This window comes from Streptomyces ardesiacus (assembly GCF_003112575.1).
In the GTDB taxonomy this organism is placed as follows: Bacteria; Actinomycetota; Actinomycetes; order Streptomycetales; family Streptomycetaceae; genus Streptomyces; species Streptomyces ardesiacus.
The window spans coordinates 576,485-595,332 of the sequence record NZ_BEWC01000007.1 but is presented as its reverse complement, the minus strand read 5'-3'; the positions used below and the strand labels follow the sequence as shown (position 1 = coordinate 595,332).

The window sequence follows — 18,848 nt, the reverse complement described above, 5'->3', positions numbered from 1 at the left end:
CGGGCCGTATCCCTCGGCCGCCTCCGGCGGCGTGCCGGACTCCGTCCGGGGGGTCGGGCGGTGGCATCGCTGGTCCCTTGTGACGGAGCGGCGGTCAGGGCCGCCAGGCCACCCGGTGTTCCGCGAGGTGTGCCAGTACCGCGTGGTTGGCCTCCCAGCCGTCCGGGAACTTCACCAGGGTCCCCAGCTGGACCGGTTCCGTGGACGGATAGTCGTCCAGCAGGTCGTCCACGCCCTCGCGGCAGACCACGATGCACGCGTGCCGGTGCCGGGAGGTCAGGACGCACAGGCGGCCGGTCTCCAGGTGGAAGGCGGTAGCGTCGGGGCGGCCGGAGAGGGGGTGCAGGACGACCGTGACGTCGTACTCGCGGCCCTGGAGACGGTTGGCCGTGTCCACCGTCACGTCGTGCACCCCGAGGCCGGCCAGCGCCGCGCGGACCGCGGCCGCCTGGTCGCGGTGCGCGGTGCCCACGGCGATGCGGGCGGCGGTCAGGGGCGCGGGGTCGGGGGAGCGCTCCGACGTCGAGCGGCCCTCCCGGTCGAGGAGCCGCCGGACCACCGTCGCCACCGCCCGCACCGCCTCCGGGTCGGTGCGCGGGGTGTGCCGGGCCGGCAGCTCCAGCAGGCCCCAGCCGGAGACGGCCGCCTCGTCGATCACCCGGTCGGGGCCCGAACCGTCCGACGGCACCGCGAAGGCCAGGCTCCGGTCGCCGTGGTCCGTGCCGCTGCGGAACGGCGTGTACGGGTAGAAGGCGTCGGAGACCAGGCGTGCCGCCGACGCCGGCAGGCGCCAGGAGACCGGCAGGCGGTGCTGGGGGAGGCCCGGGTTGTGGGCGAGGAGGGTCGTCACCGCCGAGGACGACGGGTCGTGGGCCAGGCCCGCCCACTGCTCGCTGCCCACCGTCGCGAACGGGTCCAACTGGCCCGGGTCGCCCACGAACAGCGCCCGCTCGAAGAGCCCGGCGACCGCGAGCAGGGAGTCCGAGCGCATCTGGTACGCCTCGTCGACGATCGCGTGCCGCCACGGCTCGTCCACCGTGACGTGCGCCCACTTCGCCGCCGTCGACAGGACGACCGCGAGCCCGGCGAGGTCGCCGGCCTTCGCCGACTTGCGCACGTTCTCCAGTGCGTCGAGCGCCTTGTCGTACGGGTCGGCGTCGCTGCTGTGCAGGCGGCCCACCGGGAGGTCCGGGTTCTTCTCGGCCAGGCGCAGCACCAGGTCGTCGACCTGGGCGTTGGTCTGCGCCACCACCATCAGGGGGCGGCCCGCCCCGGCCAGTTCGAGTGCGGCCCGCACCACGAGCGTGGACTTCCCGGCGCCGGGCGGGGAGTCGACGACGACGCCGCGCTCCGTGCCGTGCAGGGTGTCGTGGAGGATCGCCGCGGTGGCGCGGGCCGCCTCCGCGCCCGGGTCGAAGGCGGCGGGGGCGGCGAGGGTCTCGGCGGTCACAGGACGTCCTCCTCGGTCTGCGCGTCGGCGGCCTCCGGCACCGCGGCCGCCTCGCCGGGCGGTCCGCCGTGCGTCCACGGGGTCTGCTCCGGGTCGGGGAGCTTCGCGCCGCCCCGCTGCTCGTGCTCGAAGAGGGTGAAGCAGACCAGGTCGCCCTTCTCCGGCACCGACCCCGCCTCGGGCTCCTTGCCGCGGCCCATCCTGTCCGTGATCCGCAGGACCAGCGCCCCGTCGCCGGTCCCGGCCCCGGCGTCGGAGCCGTCGTCCGGGGCCGCCGGGCCGACGTACTCGGCCGTCTGGGGCTTGCCGCCCAGCGAGCGGTAGACCTTCACCCGCTCGCCCAGGTACGGGCGGTCGTCCGTGCGGACCGTGACCAGCGGGCGCGGACTGGGCCGCTTGCTCTCGCTGTACGCCATCACCACGTCGACGACCTCGCCCGCGAACGCCTCCCCGGCCAGCCGCCGCCCCGCCATCACCAGCGGGTCGTCCAGAGCCTCCTGGGCCTCCAGACGGGCCTGCTCGCGCTCGCGCGTCGCCAGCTTGTTGGCCGCCGTCACGGCGTCGTCGCGGCGCGGCTGAGGGGGCTCGCCCGACAGGATGCGGTCGCGGTGCGAGGTGAACGACCAGCGGTCGCGGGTCCAGCGCTCCTCGACGTGCGCCCCCACGGGCAGCTCCCGCAGCAGGTCCAGACCCCGCCACACCGCGTCCCAGGTGGGGCGGGTACGGCTCTCGACCAGATCGCGGATCTCCCGCTCGGCGGCCGTGAGCGCGCCGAGCCGGTCGTCGGCCTCCAGCCCGTCCTCGGCGGCGGCCAGCGCGGTACGGGCGCGGTCGTAGCGCTCGATGGCGGGGGCGAGCAGCTTGTTGTCGAAGGCCGGGTCGGTCGCCGGTCCCGCGGGCGGGCACAGCAACTGGCCGTCGGCGTCGCGGGCCAGCTCGGCACGGCGGGCGGCCTCCGCGCCGGTCCGGCCGGGATGCTCCGGGTCCCGCGCGATCCACGCGAGCAGGGCGCCCAGGTGCTGGTCCTCCAGGGTGGACTGCCCGGTCGCCCAGTGACGGCCCAGCAGGTCGGTCATGGCGAGGAGCAGGGAGGAGCCGGGCACGCGGGCCCGTTCGCCGTAGTGGGTCAGCCACCGGCCGAGCAGCGGGACCCGGGGCGGCGCCGGGTGCGGGGTCTCGGGGTCCTGCTCCGCCGTACGCCGAAAGCGCATGGACCGGCCGAGCAGCCGGACGAAGTCGATGCCCGCGCGGCTCGGCACGACCAGCTGCGCGGCGTCCGCGCACAGGTCGACCTCCACCTTGACCCGCTTGTCCGTCTCCGGGTCCGTCTCGGTGCGCTCGGCGGCCTCCACCTGCTCCGCGTACGCCTCGACGTGCGGCAGTACGATGTCCGCCAGCTCGGCCAGGAACGCGAAGCGCAGGTCGCGGTCGCGGGGCTGCGGCACGACCAGCAGGTGCGGCGCGTCCCGGTCGGTGCCGACCAGCGCGCCGAGCGGGGCCCCGGCCTCACCGGCGGTGATCAGCGGTACGAAGACCATCGGGCGGTCGGACAGGTGCCGGTGCCGCACGGTGGCGGCGGGCTGGGCCCGGCCGGTGTGCACGGCCTCCAGCCGGGCGAGCGTGGTGATCAGCGACACGCGGACACCTCGCCGGTCCCCGCGCCGGCCGTGGCCAGCGCCTCCGCGCGCAGCCGGGCCGCCCTGCGCAGTGCGGCCACCGCAGGGTCGTCCGGGTCGCCGGCCTCCCCGCGGGCCGCGGCCAGCACGTCCCCGACCGTCGACAGCCCGCCCAGCTCGGCCCGGACCGGACGGCCCAGACAGGTCACCGCACCGGCCTCGCGGGACCGGGCGCGGCAGTGGAAGGCCAGCTCGCACGCGGACAGGCACTCCGGCGCGTACGTCGCCGGGACCGCCTCGACCGACGCCGCCAGCTCCTCGGCCGGCTGCTCGGGGGAGAAGCAGACGCCCTCCGGGAGCGCGTCGGCGATCTCGTCGATACGGGTCAGCCGGGCCAGCTGGCGGTCGGTGACGGCGCGCTGCTTGCGCACGTCGACGGCGGAGGCGGTGGGCAGGTTGGAGAAGTCCTTGGGGCAGACCAGCAGCACGCGGTGGCGCACGCGCGGGGCGGGGTCGAGCCGGGCGGCGACCTGCTCCAGGGCCAGCACGTACACCGCGGCCTGCCGCGCGGCGGCGCCGACCTTCGCCGGGTCGGCGGAGCCGTCCAGCATGGGGAAGGACTTGATCTCGACGACCGTCCAGGTGCCGTCCGGATGCACCACCACGGCGTCCGGCTCCAGGAAGGCGGGGGAACCGGCGACCTCGAGGGCGAGCATCGGGTGGTCGAGCAGCGTCCAGGCGCCGGGGGTGCCGGTGGCCTCGCGCAGCGCCAGCGACGTGCGCGCCGCGCGCCCCTCGGGACCGGTCGCGGACAGGTCGGGCACCTCCACCCGGGCCTCGGCGGGCGGCCGGGCGCCCCGGTCCAGCCTCTCGTGCACGAGCCGCAGCAGCTCGGCGCCGCCGTCCGCCTTGACCCTGGCCTCGAAGGCGTTGCCCCGGACGAAGGCGAACTGCGACTGACCGAAGACCGACGGGGAGCCCAGCGCACTCGCGAGCGCGCCCTTGTCCACCCCGGCGCCGTCGAGGATCGCCCGCCGGCGGCAGCCCGGGTTGGCGGCGAGGGCGGCCAGGGCGCGCGCGTCCAGCGCCTTGGCCGGGACGTCGGAACCGCGCAGCTCAGCGAGCCGGTGCCGGAGTCTCGTCCCCCGCGTCCGTGGGGGCGGGGTCCGGCTCGGCTCCCGCTCCGAACCGCTGCTCGCGCTGCCGTGGAAATCGCTCACCCGCGGAAGTCTGGCATCCGCCACTGACATTCGCGGAACCCGCGCCGTCCACGGCCGGTGCGGACGCGGTCGCGGAGGCGGTCGGGGCGGTGGCGGCGGCCGGTGCGAACCGGGCCGGGAGCCGGGTGCGCACCCGCTCCGCGGTCCGCAGCACGAACGGCGTCAGCAGCAGCCCCACGCCCATCACGGCGGCCCCGGCCACCGCGTCCAGGAAGTAGTGGTTCGCGGTGCCCATCACCACGATCGTGGTGCCCAGGGGGTAGACGACGGCGGCCACCTTCGACAGGCGCGTGCCGCCGTGGCGCCACAGCATCACCCCGCACCACAGCGCCCAGCCCACGTGCAGGCTCGGCATGGCCGCGTACTGGTTGGTCATGCCGCCCATGCCGCGCGGTGCGCTCGCCGCGCCGCCCCACCAGCCGTACGAGCTGTACTGGGCCATCGTGTCGACGAAGCCGTACGAGGCGTCCAGCAGCCGGGGCGGGCAGGTCGGCAGGAGGGTGAAGCCGATGAGGCCGATGAACGTGGACGTCATCAGCCAGGTGCGGGCCGCCCGGTAGCGCACCGCGCGGGAGCGGAACAGCCACACCAGGACCGCCGGGGTGACCAGGTAGTGCAGCGAGGCGTACCAGAAGTCCGCCGGGACGCCGATCCACGGTTCCCTGGTGAAGAGCCGGTTGAGGGGGTGCTCCGCGTTGAGGAAGAGCGCCTTCTCGACGTCCAGGATGGCCAGCCCGTGGTCGACGGCGTCGGAGACGTCGCCCCGCACGAGCAGGCGCCCGGCGCTGTAACAGGCGTACACGAGGACGATGAGCGGCAGCTCGGTCCACCAGCGCAGCCGAGTCTTCGGGGCCGCCTCGCTGCCCGGTTTCTCGGTGCGCGCCAATCCGATCGCCCTCCCCCTTCTCACTTCTCGTTCACTCGTGCGCCCGGACGGACACGGGCGAGCCACTCTACGGCCTCGCCGAGTCCGCGCGCCGAAGTGCCCTCGGACCGGAAAGACGCGGGCACCGCCCCTCGGGTTGCCCGCACGGACGGTACGGGATGATGGGAACGTCCTCTCAGACATTTCTCCCGGAAAGGCCCCTTCATGGCACCGCGCATTCTGCTGGCCCGGCACGGACAGACGGAGTGGTCCCTGTCCGGCAGACACACCGGCAGGACCGACGTGCCGCTCCTGGAGGAGGGCCGGCGGGGCGCGAAGCTGCTCGGCGAGCGGCTGCACCGGGCGCCGCTGGACGGACTGGACGGCGTGGAGGTGCGGACCAGTCCGCTGGTGCGCGCGAGCGAGACCTGCGAGCTGGCGGGCTTCGGCGAGCGCGCACGCGCGTGGGACACGCTGATGGAGTGGGACTACGGCGCGTACGAGGGGATGACGCCGGACGAAATCCAGGCCGTGCGGCCCGGCTGGCTGATCTGGCGGGACGGCGTGCCCGAGGGGGAGAGCGTGGCGGACGTCACCGCGCGCGCGGACGAGGTGGTGGCGTGGGCGCGGGAGGCCGAGCGGGACGTGCTCGTCTTCGCCCACGGGCACATCCTGCGGGCGATCGGCGCGCGGTGGCTGGGGCTGCCGGTGTCGTTCGGGGCGCGGATACGGCTGAATCCGACGTCGTTGTCGGTCCTGGGGTGGGCGTACGGCGAACCGGCGGTGGAGAGCTGGAACGACGTGGGACATCTGGTCGGCTGACGGCCGGTGCCGGTGCCGGTGCCGGTGCCGGTGTCGGCGTCGGCGGTGGCTGTGGCGCCCGGCGCGGGGGCGGGTGCGCGGGCCGGCGCTCGCCGGGTCCCTCCGCCACCGTCGGCTTCGCACGCGCGGGAGGTGCCCCCACCGCCCGCCCGTGCCGCCCCGGGGTACCTCACCGGGCCGTTCGGGCACCGGGGGAGCGGGGGAGCGGGGGAGCGGGGGAGGCACGACGGCCCGCGGCTGCGCCTACGCCGGTCGCGGCAGTGCCCCGTGGCGGTCCAGGAAGGCGGAGACCGTCGGCGTGCGGCGGTGGGGCAGGAGGACGCGGGCCGTGCCCGCCAGCATCGTGTGGATGCGGGAGGACTGGACCTCGCCCAGCAGGTCCAGGACCCGCATGCCCGCGTCCGCCGCCTCGTCGGGTCGGCCGCCGCGGGCCAGGTCGTCGGCCAGCTCCGCCGAGTACAGCGCGAGGTTCCGGGTGAAGTGCGGGTCCTGGAGGTCCGCCGCCCGCCGCGCGTGCCGGGCGGCCCGGGGCCAGTCGCCCAGGGTCGACCAGCACTGGGCCTCGAGCCCCTCCAGTTCGGCCTCGCCGTAGAAACTCATCCACTCGGGGTCGGCGTCCGAGGAGCCCCGCGCGAAGAACGTCTGCGCACGGATGAGCGCCTGCTCGCAGCCGACCCGGTCCGCGAGCCCCGCCCAGCCGCCCGCCTCGCGCAGCGCGAGCAGGGACATCAGCCGGTCGGAGCCGAGCGGACGGGCGGCGCGCTGCGCGGCCTGGGCCGCCCGTACCGCCTCGCGCGGGCGGCCGGCGTCCCGGGCCAGGAACGCCATGTTGCAGAAGGCGTGCGCCTCCAGGCCCGCGTCGCCGTTCATCCGGGAGGTGGCGAGGGCCTCGGCGTAGTGGGAGCGCGCGTCGTCGAAGCGCCCCGAGTCGTGCGCCAGCCAGCCCACCGAGATCGCCAGTTCACCGGCGCCCGTATAGAGCCGGTCCGCGGTCGCCTGCCGGGACGCTCCGGCGTCCAGGAGCGCGTACGCGGTGCGCAACGGGGCCGCCGCGCGCCGGTAGAGACCGTCCGCGCCGTGCCGGTCGTCCAGCAGCCGGATCCGGCGGACGGCCTCTTCGAGGGCACCGGCCTGACCCGCGCCCGCCCGGCGCGTGGGACGGCCGGCCGCCGCGGCGTCGAGGGCGAGCCCCAGGGGGGCCAGCGAGGCGGCGGCCATCGTGGCGCCGCTCGTCATGAATGCGCGACGCAGCACGTCGCTCTCCTCGGTGTTGTCGTGCTTTTCGTACGGGTCGTGCGTGTCTCGGACGTCTCGCGTGTCGTGCCTCTCATACGGCTCCCCGGCCCCCCGCCACTCACCGGTGGTGCGCGCCTGCCGGCCGCGCACCGACGAGCGGGGCGCGAACCCCAGGTCGGTGAGGGTGCGGCCGGGGAACATGTGCAGGAACACCCGCTCGTAGGCGTAGTTGGGGCAGCGGATCTCGCCCGCCTCGACCCGGCCGACGTAGCGCGCGTCACAGCTCACCCGCTCGCCGATCTCGCGCGCGGCCCGGCGGACCGCCGCCGCGAACTCCGCCGGGGAGCGCTTGCCGCGCAACCGCCTGAAGGCGAGGTTCGGCCGCGGGGGCCGTTCTGGCTGGGCGGAGGTCACCGTTGACGACGCCATGGCCGGGTCCTCTCGTGCGAACCGTCGAACCATGCCGGGAGGAGGGCGCGAACCGCGCGGTCCTGTGTCCGGCGAGCAAGAACGTACCGGCTGTGACGGATCCGCCACGCGCTGTTTGGCTACAAACCGGATATCTCATCCACGATCTGCCATGAAGTGCCATCCTTTGTGACGGCCGTGTGCCGTAGCCGTTGACGCTCCGCCGCGTTGAACCGGGTGGACCGGGAGGCCCCCGACTCCCGATCCGCTCGTCCGAGGAGGAGTTCCGTGGTGGAGGCCGGGATGGACACCAGCATCAGCGTTCCCCCCTGCGACGCCTGTGACGTCGTCACCGTGCCGACCCGACAGGGTCTGGAGGCGGTCGACATCATCAGGCGGGGAGCCGGTGAGGGGGTGGGCTCGGTGCTCCACGACGACGGCTGCGACACCCTCGGCTTCCTGGTGCCGCCGGGCACCGCCGCCGCCTGGGACGTGCCGGGCAGCACCTGCACGGAGACGGACGGCCGGGGACTGAGCATCGTCCCGGAGCCCGAACCGCCCCTGGAGGGCTCCGGCTGGCTGCTGCCGCCCGGCGAGGCGGACCTGGCGACCGACCCCGCCGTCCTGCGGGCCGCGCTCGGCGAGGCGGCCCGGCTGATCCGGGCCGCGGACAGCTGCCGCTGAACAGCCGCCCGCCTGCCGGACGGCTGGGCATCCGCCCGCCAGCCGGACGGTTGGACATCCGCCCGCCTGTCCGATGTCCGACAATGGACCGATGGGAAAGACCAGGAACGCCCGCCGCGGGCGCGCTGCCGCCGAGACCGTCGTCGAGGACGTCGACGGAGGGCGCGCCGAGCTGGTGCCCGACCGGGACCGGCCCCGGGCCCGGACGCTGCTGATCGACGGCGCCCCGCAGTCGCACGTCGACCTCGACGACCCGGCGTACCTGTCCTTCGAGTACCAGCGCCGCATCGGCCACGTCATCGACCTGGCCGCCCCGCCGGGCAGGCCGGTGCGGGCCGTGCACCTCGGCGGGGGCGCCCTCACCCTCGCCCGTTACGTCGCCGCGACCCGCCCCCGCTCCACCCAGCAGGTCGTCGAGCGCGACGCCGCCCTCGTCCACCTGGTGCGCCGGGAACTTCCGCTGGACCCCGGCGCGCGGATACGGGTGCGCTCCGCCGACGCCCGCGCGGGGCTCGCCAAGGTGCCCGACGGCTGGGCGGACCTCGTCGTCGCGGACGTCTTCGACGGTGCCCGTACGCCGGCCCACCTGACCTCCGCCGAGTTCCTCGACGAGGTACGGCGCGCGCTCGCGCCCGGCGGGGTCTACGCCGCCAACCTCGCCGACGGCCCGCCGCTGGCCCACCTGCGCGGCCAGATCGCCACCGCCGCCGCCCGGTTCGCCGAACTCGCCCTCGTCGCCGACCCGGCCGTCCTGCGCGGCCGGCGCTTCGGCAACGCGATCCTGGTCGCCGCCGACCACCCGCTGCCGGTGGCCGAACTCACCCGCCGTGCCGCCTCCGACCCGCACCCCGCGCGCGTGGAACACGGCCGTGCCCTCACCGACTTCACCGGCGGCGCCCGGCCCGTGACGGACGCGGCGGCGGTGGACTCGCCTGCGCCGCCGGAGTCGGTCTTCACCTGAGCCCCCGGCCGGGCGGGCCGGCTCAGTAGCTGCCGATCTCCACCCGTGGCGGACTGTCGTGCCAGGTGCAGAACACCGACACCCGGTCGGCGCCCGAGGTGAACTCCACCCGGATCCACGAGTCCGTCTTCCACACCTGCATCGACCAGCCCGCGCCCGGCGTCGCCGACACCAGCGTCGCGGACGACGCACCGAGGTCGAAGACCGCGCGGCCCCCGTCGGTGTCGTAGCTCCTGACCCGGCCGGAGGTCGCGGGGGCGGGGTCCGCCGGCTCCGCGGGCGGTCTGGTGGAGGGGGCGGTGCGCGACGGGGCGGGCCCGGGCGCACGCGGCGTTCCGCTCGGCGCCGGCGACGCCCCGTCCGACGGCGGGGGCGAAGGCGGGGGCGACGGCCGGCTGGTGGACGAGGCCAGGGACTCCCCGTACCCATCCTCCTCCCCGTCCCCGCCCTCGTCGTCCCGCGCGTGCGCGTCGGCGGCCGTGATGGGCAGCGCGCGGGGCGGGTCGTAGGCCGTGCCCGCCATCACCGTGTGGACGCCCCACCACGACAGGGTGACCGCGGCGCCGGTGGCGAGCAGCCAGGCGATCACGTGGACGAGTCCTCTGCGCATCGCGGCCATCCTGCCCCACCCGCCCCACGCGTGTCGCCCGAACGCCGTGTGATCCGGGCCCCGGTGGAGTTGTCCACAGGCTCCGGCCGGCTCGGTCCGCATGGCGTACGGTGCCGCCCATGGCAAGTGTGCTCGTGGTCGAGGACGACCAGTTCGTACGCTCGGCGCTCATCCGGCAGCTCACCGACGCCTCGCACACCGTGCGCAGCGTCGGCACCGCGCTGGAGGCGCTGCGCGAGGTCGCCCATGTCCGGTTCGACGTGGTGATCCTGGACCTCGGACTGCCCGACCTGGACGGCTCCGAGGCGCTGAAGATGCTGCGCGGCATCACCGACGTACCGGTGATCGTCGCCACCGCCCGGGACGACGAGGCGGAGGTCGTACGGCTGTTGAACGCGGGAGCGGACGACTACCTCACCAAACCGTTCTCCGCCGAGCACCTGTCGGCCCGGATGGCGGCCGTACTGCGCCGGACCCGCGGCGGACCGGCGGAGGCGGCACCGCCGGCCGTCCTCACGGTCGGCGGCCTCACCGTCGACCCGCTGCGCCGCCGGGCCGAACTGGACGGCAGCGCCCTGGACCTGACCCGCCGCGAGTTCGACCTGCTCGCCTTCCTGGCCGGGCGGCCCGGCGTCGTCGTCCCCCGCAAGGAGCTGCTCGCCGAGGTCTGGCAGCAGTCCTACGGCGACGACCAGACCATCGACGTCCACCTGTCCTGGCTGCGGCGCAAGCTGGGCGAGACCGCGGCCCGGCCGCGCTACCTGCACACCCTGCGCGGCGTCGGCGTGAAGCTGGAGCCACCACGATGAGATGGGCGCTGGTCAAGGTCTCGCTCGCGGTCACCGCGATGGTCGTGGTCGCCTTCGCCGTGCCCCTCGGACTCGTCATCCGCGAGATGGCCCGCGACCGCGCCTTCGCCGGCGCCGAGCGGGAGGCCGCCGCCGTCGCACCGGCCCTGTCCATCACCACCGACCGCGAGCAGTTGGAACGCGTCGTCGCCTCGGCCGGATCGGACACCGGGATGGCCGTGCACATACCGGCGCCCGGGGGCCGCAGCGGGGACGCCACCGACCTCGGCCGGCAGCGCGCCACCGACCACGACATCGCCGCCGTACGGGAGATGGGCCGGGCCTCGACCACCGAGGTGGACGGCGGCTTCAGCCTGCTGCAGCCGGTCGCGCTCAGCTCCGGCGAGATCGCCGTCGTCGAGGTGTTCGTCCCCGAGTCCGCGGTGACCAACGGCGTCGGCACGGCCTGGGCGGTGCTCGCCGCGGTCGGCGCCGCCCTGATCGTCGGTTCGGTCGCGGTCGCCGACCGGCTGGGCGTCCGGATGGTGCAGCCCGCGCGGCGCCTGGTCGACGGGGCGCACGAACTGGGGGAGGGCAGGCTCGGCGCGCGGGTGCCCGAGGAGGGACCGGACGAACTGCGGCGCGCCGCCGTCGCGTTCAACTCCATGGCCGACCAGGTCGTCCAGCTCCTCGCCAACGAGCGGGAACTGGCCGCCGACCTCTCCCACCGGCTGCGCACCCCGCTGACCGTGCTGCGGCTCAACGCGGCCTCGCTGGGCGACGGTCCGGCCGCCGAGCAGACCCGGGCCGCCGTCGAGCAGCTGGAGCGCGAGGTCGACACCATCATCCGCACCGCCCGGGACGCCAAGCCCCAGACGGCCGCCGCCGGTCCCGGTGCCGGGTGCGACGCGGCCGAGGTGGTCCGGGAGCGGATGGGGTTCTGGTCGGCGCTGGCCGAGGACGAGGGCCGCAAGTGGCGGGTGGCCGGCGCCGAGCGGCCGGTGCGCATCCCCGTGGCCCGCTCCGACCTGGCCGCCTCCCTCGACGCCCTGCTCGGCAACGTCTTCCGGCACACCGCCGAGGGCACCGCCTTCGCCGTCGACCTGCACAACGGCGAGGACGCGGTGATCGTGCTCGTCTCGGACGCGGGCCCCGGCATAGCCGACCCCGAGGCGGCGATGGCCCGCGGCCGGGGCTCGGGCACCGACGGCTCGACCGGGCTCGGCCTGGACATCGTGCGCCGGATGGCGGAGTCGACCGGCGGTGACGTGCGCATCGGCTCCTCCGTGCTGGGCGGCACCGAGGTGCGGATCTGGATCCAGCTCGACGGGCGGACGGCACCGGAGCGGCGCGGGCACCGGGGAGCCGTCCGCCGGCGCCGACAGGGCCGTGCGCCGGCACCGGAACCGGCTCGGGCACCCGCGGCCCGGGCGGGCCGCGACCACTGAATCCCCGGGCTTCCCCCGGCGGTGCGGCCCCCCGGCCACCGGCCCCGTGCGCGGGGCGCGGCGTCCCCCCGGGCGCCGCGTCCCGCAGCCTTCGTCCCCTGTGCCCGCCGCGGGGCTACTCGGCCGCGTCCACCGGCGGCAGCGTCCCCGTGCGGGCCGCCCGCCCGTACCACAGGGCGCTCGACTTCGGGGTGCGCTGCTGGGACGCGTAGTCGACGTACACCGCGCCGAAGCGCTTCTCGTAGCCGTACGCCCACTCGAAGTTGTCCAGCAGCGACCACAGGTAGTAGCCGCGGACGTCGGCGCCGTCGGCGATGGCCTGCCGGACCGCCGTGAGGTGGCCGTTCAGGTAGGCGACCCGCTCGGGGTCGTGGACCGAGCCGTCCGCGCCGGGCTTGTCGTCGTAGGCCGCGCCGTTCTCACTGATGTACAGCGGCGTGCCGGGGGCCTCGCGGTGGTAGCGCATGATCAGCTCGTGCAGGCCGGACGGGTCGACGCTCCAGCCCATCTCCGTGCGCTCGCCCGGCGGCTGGTGGAAGGCCACGTCGTCCGTGGCGGGCCACGGCGAGTGGTCGCTGGCGCCGTGGCCGTCGGCGCGCGGGGCACGGGAGTCGGCGTCGGCCGCCGAAACCACGGTGGGCGTGTAGTAGTTGAGGCAGATCGCGTCGATCGGCTGGCGGATCCGGCCCAGGTCGCCGTCCTGGACGTGCGACCAGTCCGATACCGAGGCGGTCGCCTCCAGGAGGGTCTGCGGGTAGGCGCCGTGCAGGATCGGGCCGTGGAAGATCCCGCCCGACAGGTCGTCGATCTTCCGCGCAGCCGCCAGGTCCTCGGGGCTCTGCGACAGCGGCCGCACGACGGAGGTGTTGAGGCTGATCGCCACCGAGTTGCGGGCCGGCATCACCGAGCGCAGCGCCACCGTGCCCAGGCCGTGCGCCAGGTTCAGGTGGTGCGCGGCGCGCAGCGCGGCCGCCGGGTCGGTGCGGCCGGGGGCGTGCACACCGGAGGCGTAGCCCAGGAAGGCGGCGCACCACGGCTCGTTCAGCGTGATCCACTGCTCCACCCGGTCGCCGAGCGCCTCGCCGACGATCTGCGCGTACTCGGCGAAGCGGTAGGCCGTCTCCCGCTCGGGCCAGCCGCCCGCGTCCTCCAGCTCCTGCGGCAGGTCCCAGTGGTAGAGGGTGACGGCGGGCTTGATCCCGGCGGCCAGCAGCTCGTCCACCAGGCGGCGGTAGAAGTCCAGGCCGCGCTGTACGGCGGGGCCGCGGCCGGTCGGCTGCACCCGGGGCCAGGAGATGGAGAAGCGGTAGGCGCCGAGGCCCAGGTCCTTCATCAGCGCCACGTCGTCGCGGTAGCGGTGGTAGTGGTCGACAGCGATGTCACCGGTGTCCCCGCCGGCCGTCTTCCCGGGGGTGTGACTGAAGGTGTCCCAGATCGAGGGGGTACGGCCGTCCTCCCGCACCGCGCCCTCGATCTGGTACGCCGAGGTGGCGGCGCCCCAGAGGAAGGCGGGGGGGAAGGTCACCGGGGTCACCGGCGTTGCGGACTCAAGCATGGAAGCGCTCCCATAGAGGGTTCGTGGCGGGGTCGTCCCGGTCGGGGCAAGTCCGACCGGTGGGACCGACGGGGTGGAGGGACGAGGGGGGAAACCGGGCTGTGACCACCCGAACCGGGGCCGGGGCGGCGGTGACCCGGCCCCCGAGGGCGAGGAGGTGAGGTGTCAGCCCTTGACGGCGCCCTGCATGATGCCGCCCACGATCTGCTTGCCGAAGATCGCGAACACCAGGAGCAGCGGCAGCGTGCCCAGCAGCGCGCCCGCCATGATCAGGGACTGGTCCGGGGTGTAGCCGCGGCCGAGTCCGGCGAGGGCGACCTGCACGGTGGGACTGCCGTTCTGCGTCAGCACGAGGAACGGCCACAGGAAGTCGTTCCAGGTCTGCACGAACATCAGCATGCCGAGCACGGCCATCGCGGGCCGCGCCGCCGGGAACACCACGTGCCACACCACGCGCCAGCTGCTGGCGCCGTCGACGCGCGCGGCCTCGATGATCTCGTCCGGCAGTGCCTGGAGCAGGTACTGCCGCATGAAGAACACGCCGAACGCGTTCACCAGGGACGGCAGGATCACCGCCTGGAGCTGGTCGGACCAGTCCAGCTTCGCGACCATCATGTACAGCGGGATGATGCTGAGCTGCGGCGGCACCATCATCGTGCCGATGACGATCAGCATCAGCGCGCCCCGCCCGCGGAAGCGGAGCTTGGCGAAGGCGAACCCGGCGATCGTCGACAGGAACACGATGGTGAGCGCCGAGGTGCCGGCCACGATGGTGGTGTTGAGGAACGCCTCGCCGAGGTTGGCGTCGTTCCAGGCGATCTCCAGCTTGTCGAACAGGTTGCCGCCGAACCAGAACGGCGGCGGCGTCTGGGCGAGCCGCTGGTTGTCGCGCGAGGCGGCGATCGCCGTCCACACCAGCGGGAACAGCGAGCCGATGGTGAACAGGGCGAGGATGATGTAAGCGATCGGCCCCGCGTGCAGGTGCCCGCCGGCCCGGGAGGCCTTGGAGCCCCGGCGGCCCCTGCCCTTGCGGGACGGCTCGGGTGCCGCGTCGGCCGGGGGTTTCGTCATGGTCGTCGTCACGGCCGGTTCTCCTTAACTACTGGCGCGCAGCCGGCGCGAGATGACGGCGTTCAGGATCCCGATCACGATGAGGATCAGGAACATCGCCCAGGCGATCGCGGAGGCGCGGCCCAGGTGCTGGTTGACCCAGCCCTGCTCGTACAGGTACAGGCCGAGCGTCTGGAACTGGTGCTGGGAGCCGCCCGAGGCCCCCTTGTTCGCGTCGAACAGCAGCGGCTCGCCGAAGACCTGCGAGGCGCCGATGGTCGACACGACGACGGTGAACAGGATCGTCGGGCGCAGCGAGGGCAGCGTGACGTGGATGAACTGCCGCCAGCGGCTGGCGCCGTCCAGCGCCGCCGACTCGTACAGGTCCTGCGGGATCGCCTGCATCGCGGCCAGGTAGATCAGCGCGTTGTAGCCGGTCCAGCGCCAGATGACGATCGAGGACACGGCGAACTTCGACGCCCACGAGCCGTTCTGCCAGTCGATCTTGTCCAGTCCCACCAGGTCGAGGAACCAGTTGATCATGCCGTAGTCACGGCCGAAGAGCAGCACGAAGACCAGCGAGGCCGCCGCGATCGAGGTCGCGTACGGCGCCAGCATGACGACCCGGTAGAAGGTCGAGGCACGCAGCTTGTAGTTGAGGATGTGCGCGAGGCCCATCGCCATCAGCAACTGCGGCACCGTGGAGAGGATGCCGATCCACAGCGTGTTCTTCGCCGCGTTCCAGAAGAACTCGTCGTCGAAGATGCGGGTGTAGTTGTCCAGGCCCGTCCACTTCATGTCGGTGGGCGCGGTCAGCTCCACCGTGTGCAGCGAGGCCCAGCCGGTGTAGACCAGCGGGAACAGGCCGAAGGCGAGGAAGAGCAGGAAGAACGGCGAGACGAACGCGTACGGGCTCCAGCGGATGTCCCGCTGCCAGCGCCGGGAGAGTTTCGCCCGCCTCTTGCGGTCGGCCTCGGCGGCCGTCCTGCCACCGGGCGGGCGGCCCGGGGCCGCGCCCCCCTTGACGGGGGACGCGGCGGTGTCGTGCCGGGTGGTCATTCCGGTCACTTCTCCAGGTTGTTGTCGATGGTCTTCACGGCGTTGTCCCAGGCCGCCTTGGCCGACTTGCCCTGGGTGACGAGGATGACGCCGTTGTCGGTCAGACCCTGCTGGATGATCTGGTCCTTCGGGCCGATGACCTGGCTCGGGATGGCCTCGGCGGCCTTGGCGAAGACCTGGCCGATCGGCGCGTCACCCGTCATCTCGTTCTTGCCGCCGGTCACCTCGGGCATCGTGTACGTGGCCGGGGCGCTCGGGAAGCTGGCCTGCACGGCGAACAGCTTGGCCTGCTGCTCGGGCGCCGTCAGCCAGGTGATCAGCTTCTGGGCCTCCTTCACGTGCTTGCCGCTCTTCGGCACGCCCAGGAAGGTGCCGCCCCAGTTGCCGGACTTGGGGGCCTGGGCCACGTCCCACTTGCCCGCGGACTCGGGCTTCGACTTGCCCTTGATGGTGCCGAGCATCCACGGCGGGCAGGCCACGGTGGCGAACAGGCTGTTGGAGACGGTCTGGTCCCAGGCCGGCTGGAACTGGGTCTGCGACTGGACCAGGCCCTTCTCGGCGGCGTCCGCGGTCAGGTCGAAGGCGCTCTTGACGGCCGGGTTGGTCTTGTAGACGACCTCGCCGGCGGCGTTGTAGAACTTCTCCTTCTCACTGCTGAGGATGGCGTTGATCAGACCGCCGGGGGAGTCCATGAAGTAGGTGTCCTTGCCGGCACCCTTCTTGTACTGCTCGCCGGCCGCGATGAACTTCTTCCAGTCGCCGGCCCACAGCTTGGAGACCTCCTCGCGGTCCGTCGGCAGGCCCGCCTTCTCGAAGAGGTCCTTGCGGTAGCAGATGGCCATCGGGCCGATGTCCGTGCCGAGACCTATCGTGGCGCCGTCCTTGGTGGTGCCCTGCTGCCACTTCCAGTCCAGCCAGTTGTCCTTCTTGACGCCCTCGGCCTTGGACATGTCCACGAACTTGTCCGCCTGGGTGGCGACGACCTCGGCGATGTTGCCGACCTCGATCGCCTGCACGTCCTGGAGGCCGCTGTTGGTGGTGAGGTGGTTGACCAGAGCGGGGTAGTAGTTCTCGTTCCGCTCGGTGACGTTCTCCTCGATCTTGATGTCCGGGTTGAGCTTCTCGTACTCCTCGTAGAGACCGGCCTCCTTGAAGCCCATCGTCCCGAACAGACCGAGGGTGATCGTGGTCTTGCCGCTGCTGTCGCCCGACGACGAGCTGTCCTCGTCCTTCCCGTCGTCGGCGCAGCCGGCCAGCAGCCCGGCGCCCAGCGACGCGATGGCCGCCATGACCACCACCTTGCGGGCCGATCCTCTGCGTGCTGCTCGCATGTGCGTCCTCCTGTTGCCCTGACGTGCCGACCCCCCGGCCAACTACATGGTTGGGCCCGCTGCTTCATGTGTTTCGTTCGTCGCTGCGGCTCGGGCGGGGAACGTGCGGGATGTGTATGTGCCAGGTAGTGTGGGAGCGCTCCCACAAGTGATGTGTTGAAGATTCGCGGGTCCGGGCGGGGGTGTCAAGGGAGCGGACGCGACGAATTGCGTTCAGTTATCGGCCTGTTAACTGGACGTTGCGTGCGGCACGGAGACACTCCCGTGCGGCGGGCGGAGCGGCCGGAGTCGGTCATTACACCCGACCGGCCTGTTAAATTCCAGGCCAGCCGCAGAGTGCGGGGAACGACGGGAGGCGGAGCCGATGGCAAGCCACGGAGTGCGTGGGCGGAGCGGTGGCCGGCCCACCCTCGAAGAGGTGGCGGCACGCGCGGGCGTCGGCCGCGGCACGGTCTCCCGCGTGATCAACGGCTCCCCCCGGGTGAGCGACGCGACCCGGGCGGCGGTCGAGGCGGCGGTCGAGGAACTCGGCTACGTCCCGAACACGGCGGCCCGCGCGCTGGCGGCCAACCGCACGGACGCGATCGCCCTGGTGGTGCCGGAGCCGGAGACCCGGTTCTTCGCGGAGCCCTACTTCTCGGACATGCTCAAGGGCGTCGGCTCCGAGCTGTCCGAGACCGAGATGCAGCTCCTGCTGATATTCGCGGGCAGCGACCGGGAGCGGGCGCGCCTCGCCCAGTACCTCGCGGCGCACCGGGTGGACGGCGTCCTGCTGGTCTCGGTGCACGCCGACGACCCGCTGCCCGACCTGCTGACCCAGCTCGAGATCCCCGCGGTGATCAGCGGCCCGCGTTCGGCCGCCGAGCCGCTGGCGTCGGTGGACTCCGACAACTACGGCGGCGCCCGCTCGGCCGTCGAGCACCTGCTGTCCCGGGGGCGCGGCCGGATCGCCCACATCACCGGCCACCTCGCCGTCTACGGTGCCCAGCGGCGCGTCGACGGCTACCGCGACGCCCTGCGCGACGCGGGCCACGAGGTGGACGAGGGGCTGATCGAACCGGGCGACTTCACCGAGGAGGGCGGGCGCCGCGCGATGGCGGAGCTGCTGCGCCGCCACCCCGACGTCGACGCGGTCTTCGCCGCCTCCGACGTCACCGCGGCCGGTGCGGGCCAGGTCCTGCGCGAGGCGGGCCGGCGCATCCCGGACGACGTGGCGCTGGTCGGCTACGACGACTCGGCGATCGCCCGGCACATGGAGCCGCCGCTGACCAGCGTGCGCCAGCCCATCGAGGAGATGGGCCGCGCGATGATCGACCTGCTGCTGGCCGAGATCGCCGACCGCAGGCCGGTCGCTTCGCGCGGGCTGGGGCGGCACCAGGTGGTGCTGGCGACGGAGCTGGTGGAGCGGCGGTCGTCGTGAGGTGAGGGCCGGCGGGGCCGCGCCCTGGGCGGTGCGGTGCCGTCGGAGCGCGTGCCGTGTACGGGCTCCGCGACGTACGGGCCCCACAACGCGATCAGCCGGTGACTCTCTTACGAGAATCACCGGCTGATCACTCAGGGTGAGTGACGGGACTTGAACCCGCGGCCACCTGGACCACAACCAGGTGCTCTACCAGCTGAGCTACACCCACCAAGGCCGGTGCTCGAATCCCGCGTGGCGGGGTTTCCCGACCGGCTGAGAAAAAGTGTACAGGGTCCGAAGGGGTGCTCGCGCCCGGCTTTCCGCACGCCGCCGCCGACGGTCC

At 73.8% G+C, this 18,848-nt stretch carries 16 protein-coding genes and 1 tRNA gene; 6 read left to right on the top strand and 11 right to left on the bottom strand.

Annotated elements, in window-relative coordinates; all coding sequences use genetic code 11:
• Positions 1–94 precede the first annotated feature (94 nt).
• Genes Sdi02f_RS24685 through Sdi02f_RS24670 form a run of 4 tightly spaced genes read right to left on the bottom strand, consistent with a single transcriptional unit; the run spans position 95 to position 5,172 of the window.
• Positions 95–1,450, bottom strand: a complete 1,356-nt coding sequence (locus Sdi02f_RS24685) for an AAA domain-containing protein (protein ID WP_031084181.1) — start codon at positions 1,448–1,450, stop codon at positions 95–97.
• On the bottom strand, positions 1,447–3,087 hold the full coding sequence (locus tag Sdi02f_RS24680) for a hypothetical protein (RefSeq protein WP_167458242.1): 1,641 nt from the start codon (positions 3,085–3,087) through the stop codon (positions 1,447–1,449). Before Sdi02f_RS24680 ends, Sdi02f_RS24685 begins: the two co-directional genes overlap by 4 nt.
• On the bottom strand, positions 3,078–4,286 hold the full coding sequence (locus tag Sdi02f_RS24675) for a hypothetical protein (RefSeq protein WP_438363748.1): 1,209 nt from the start codon (positions 4,284–4,286) through the stop codon (positions 3,078–3,080). The genes Sdi02f_RS24680 and Sdi02f_RS24675 overlap by 10 nt, the downstream gene beginning before the upstream one ends.
• Positions 4,183–5,172 (bottom strand): phosphatase PAP2 family protein, encoded by a 990-nt coding sequence (locus Sdi02f_RS24670; RefSeq protein ID WP_108934028.1) that lies wholly within the window; start codon positions 5,170–5,172, stop codon positions 4,183–4,185. The genes Sdi02f_RS24675 and Sdi02f_RS24670 overlap by 104 nt, the downstream gene beginning before the upstream one ends.
• A gap of 204 nt (positions 5,173–5,376) precedes the next feature.
• Here Sdi02f_RS24670 and Sdi02f_RS24665 point away from each other — a divergent pair, with 204 nt between their 5' ends.
• Positions 5,377–5,973, top strand: a complete 597-nt coding sequence (locus Sdi02f_RS24665) for a histidine phosphatase family protein (RefSeq protein WP_030400092.1) — start codon at positions 5,377–5,379, stop codon at positions 5,971–5,973.
• Positions 5,974–6,216: 243 nt separating this feature from the next.
• Here the strand turns inward: Sdi02f_RS24665 and Sdi02f_RS24660 are convergent, their stop codons facing one another.
• Positions 6,217–7,638, bottom strand: a complete 1,422-nt coding sequence (locus Sdi02f_RS24660; protein ID WP_030400091.1) for an NsdA family TPR-like regulatory protein — start codon at positions 7,636–7,638, stop codon at positions 6,217–6,219.
• Between the two features lie 282 nt (positions 7,639–7,920).
• Here Sdi02f_RS24660 and Sdi02f_RS24655 point away from each other — a divergent pair, with 282 nt between their 5' ends.
• Both Sdi02f_RS24655 and Sdi02f_RS24650 read left to right on the top strand, forming a co-directional pair.
• Positions 7,921–8,301 carry a hypothetical protein gene (locus Sdi02f_RS24655; protein ID WP_051783230.1) on the top strand — a complete coding sequence of 127 codons (381 nt, stop codon included), beginning with the start codon at positions 7,921–7,923 and terminating at the stop codon, positions 8,299–8,301.
• Between the two features lie 91 nt (positions 8,302–8,392).
• Positions 8,393–9,262 carry a spermidine synthase gene (locus Sdi02f_RS24650; protein WP_030400089.1) on the top strand — a complete coding sequence of 290 codons (870 nt, stop codon included), beginning with the start codon at positions 8,393–8,395 and terminating at the stop codon, positions 9,260–9,262.
• A 22-nt stretch (positions 9,263–9,284) separates the two neighbouring features.
• On the opposite strand, the gene Sdi02f_RS24645 is transcribed toward Sdi02f_RS24650, so the two are convergent.
• Positions 9,285–9,872 (bottom strand): hypothetical protein, encoded by a 588-nt coding sequence (locus Sdi02f_RS24645; RefSeq protein WP_167458241.1) that lies wholly within the window; start codon positions 9,870–9,872, stop codon positions 9,285–9,287.
• 119 nt (positions 9,873–9,991) lie between these two features.
• Between Sdi02f_RS24645 and Sdi02f_RS24640 the strand changes: the two genes are divergently transcribed.
• Positions 9,992–10,681, top strand: a complete 690-nt coding sequence (locus Sdi02f_RS24640) for a response regulator transcription factor (RefSeq protein ID WP_174843388.1) — start codon at positions 9,992–9,994, stop codon at positions 10,679–10,681.
• Positions 10,678–12,108, top strand: a complete 1,431-nt coding sequence (locus tag Sdi02f_RS24635) for a sensor histidine kinase (RefSeq protein ID WP_108934025.1) — start codon at positions 10,678–10,680, stop codon at positions 12,106–12,108. Before Sdi02f_RS24640 ends, Sdi02f_RS24635 begins: the two co-directional genes overlap by 4 nt.
• A gap of 115 nt (positions 12,109–12,223) precedes the next feature.
• Here Sdi02f_RS24635 and Sdi02f_RS24630 read toward each other — a convergent pair whose 3' ends face one another.
• From Sdi02f_RS24630 to Sdi02f_RS24615, 4 genes are all read right to left on the bottom strand, one after another.
• Positions 12,224–13,663, bottom strand: coding sequence for a GH1 family beta-glucosidase (locus Sdi02f_RS24630; protein ID WP_030400085.1), 1,440 nt, complete (start codon positions 13,661–13,663; stop codon positions 12,224–12,226).
• A 165-nt stretch (positions 13,664–13,828) separates the two neighbouring features.
• Entirely contained in the window at positions 13,829–14,746 is a 918-nt protein-coding gene (locus Sdi02f_RS24625; protein ID WP_030400084.1) for a carbohydrate ABC transporter permease, read from the bottom strand.
• Between the two features lie 12 nt (positions 14,747–14,758).
• Positions 14,759–15,772 (bottom strand): carbohydrate ABC transporter permease, encoded by a 1,014-nt coding sequence (locus Sdi02f_RS24620; protein ID WP_030400083.1) that lies wholly within the window; start codon positions 15,770–15,772, stop codon positions 14,759–14,761.
• A gap of 5 nt (positions 15,773–15,777) precedes the next feature.
• Positions 15,778–17,103, bottom strand: a complete 1,326-nt coding sequence (locus tag Sdi02f_RS24615) for an ABC transporter substrate-binding protein (protein ID WP_030400082.1) — start codon at positions 17,101–17,103, stop codon at positions 15,778–15,780.
• A 364-nt stretch (positions 17,104–17,467) separates the two neighbouring features.
• Between Sdi02f_RS24615 and Sdi02f_RS24610 the strand changes: the two genes are divergently transcribed.
• Positions 17,468–18,523, top strand: coding sequence for a LacI family DNA-binding transcriptional regulator (locus Sdi02f_RS24610; protein ID WP_030400081.1), 1,056 nt, complete (start codon positions 17,468–17,470; stop codon positions 18,521–18,523).
• Between the two features lie 138 nt (positions 18,524–18,661).
• Here the strand turns inward: Sdi02f_RS24610 and Sdi02f_RS24605 are convergent.
• Positions 18,662–18,734, bottom strand: a tRNA-His gene (locus Sdi02f_RS24605).
• Positions 18,735–18,848: the final 114 nt, after the last annotated feature.

Excerpts from the sequence above, each read along its gene's own strand:
- Sdi02f_RS24645 (WP_167458241.1), bottom strand. The coding sequence starts at position 9,872 with ATGCGCAGAGGACTCGTCCACGTGATCGCCTGGCTGCTCGCCACCGGC.
- Sdi02f_RS24620 (WP_030400083.1), bottom strand. The coding sequence starts at position 15,772 with ATGACCACCCGGCACGACACCGCCGCGTCCCCCGTCAAGGGGGGCGCG.
- Sdi02f_RS24665 (WP_030400092.1), top strand. The coding sequence starts at position 5,377 with ATGGCACCGCGCATTCTGCTGGCCCGGCACGGACAGACGGAGTGGTCC.
- Sdi02f_RS24635 (WP_108934025.1), top strand. The coding sequence starts at position 10,678 with ATGAGATGGGCGCTGGTCAAGGTCTCGCTCGCGGTCACCGCGATGGTC.
- Sdi02f_RS24650 (WP_030400089.1), top strand. The coding sequence starts at position 8,393 with ATGGGAAAGACCAGGAACGCCCGCCGCGGGCGCGCTGCCGCCGAGACC.
- Sdi02f_RS24655 (WP_051783230.1), top strand. The coding sequence starts at position 7,921 with ATGGACACCAGCATCAGCGTTCCCCCCTGCGACGCCTGTGACGTCGTC.
- Sdi02f_RS24640 (WP_174843388.1), top strand. The coding sequence starts at position 9,992 with ATGGCAAGTGTGCTCGTGGTCGAGGACGACCAGTTCGTACGCTCGGCG.
- Sdi02f_RS24610 (WP_030400081.1), top strand. The coding sequence starts at position 17,468 with ATGGCAAGCCACGGAGTGCGTGGGCGGAGCGGTGGCCGGCCCACCCTC.
- Sdi02f_RS24660 (WP_030400091.1), bottom strand. The coding sequence starts at position 7,638 with ATGGCGTCGTCAACGGTGACCTCCGCCCAGCCAGAACGGCCCCCGCGG.
- Sdi02f_RS24615 (WP_030400082.1), bottom strand. The coding sequence starts at position 17,103 with ATGCGAGCAGCACGCAGAGGATCGGCCCGCAAGGTGGTGGTCATGGCG.
- Sdi02f_RS24630 (WP_030400085.1), bottom strand. The coding sequence starts at position 13,663 with ATGCTTGAGTCCGCAACGCCGGTGACCCCGGTGACCTTCCCCCCCGCC.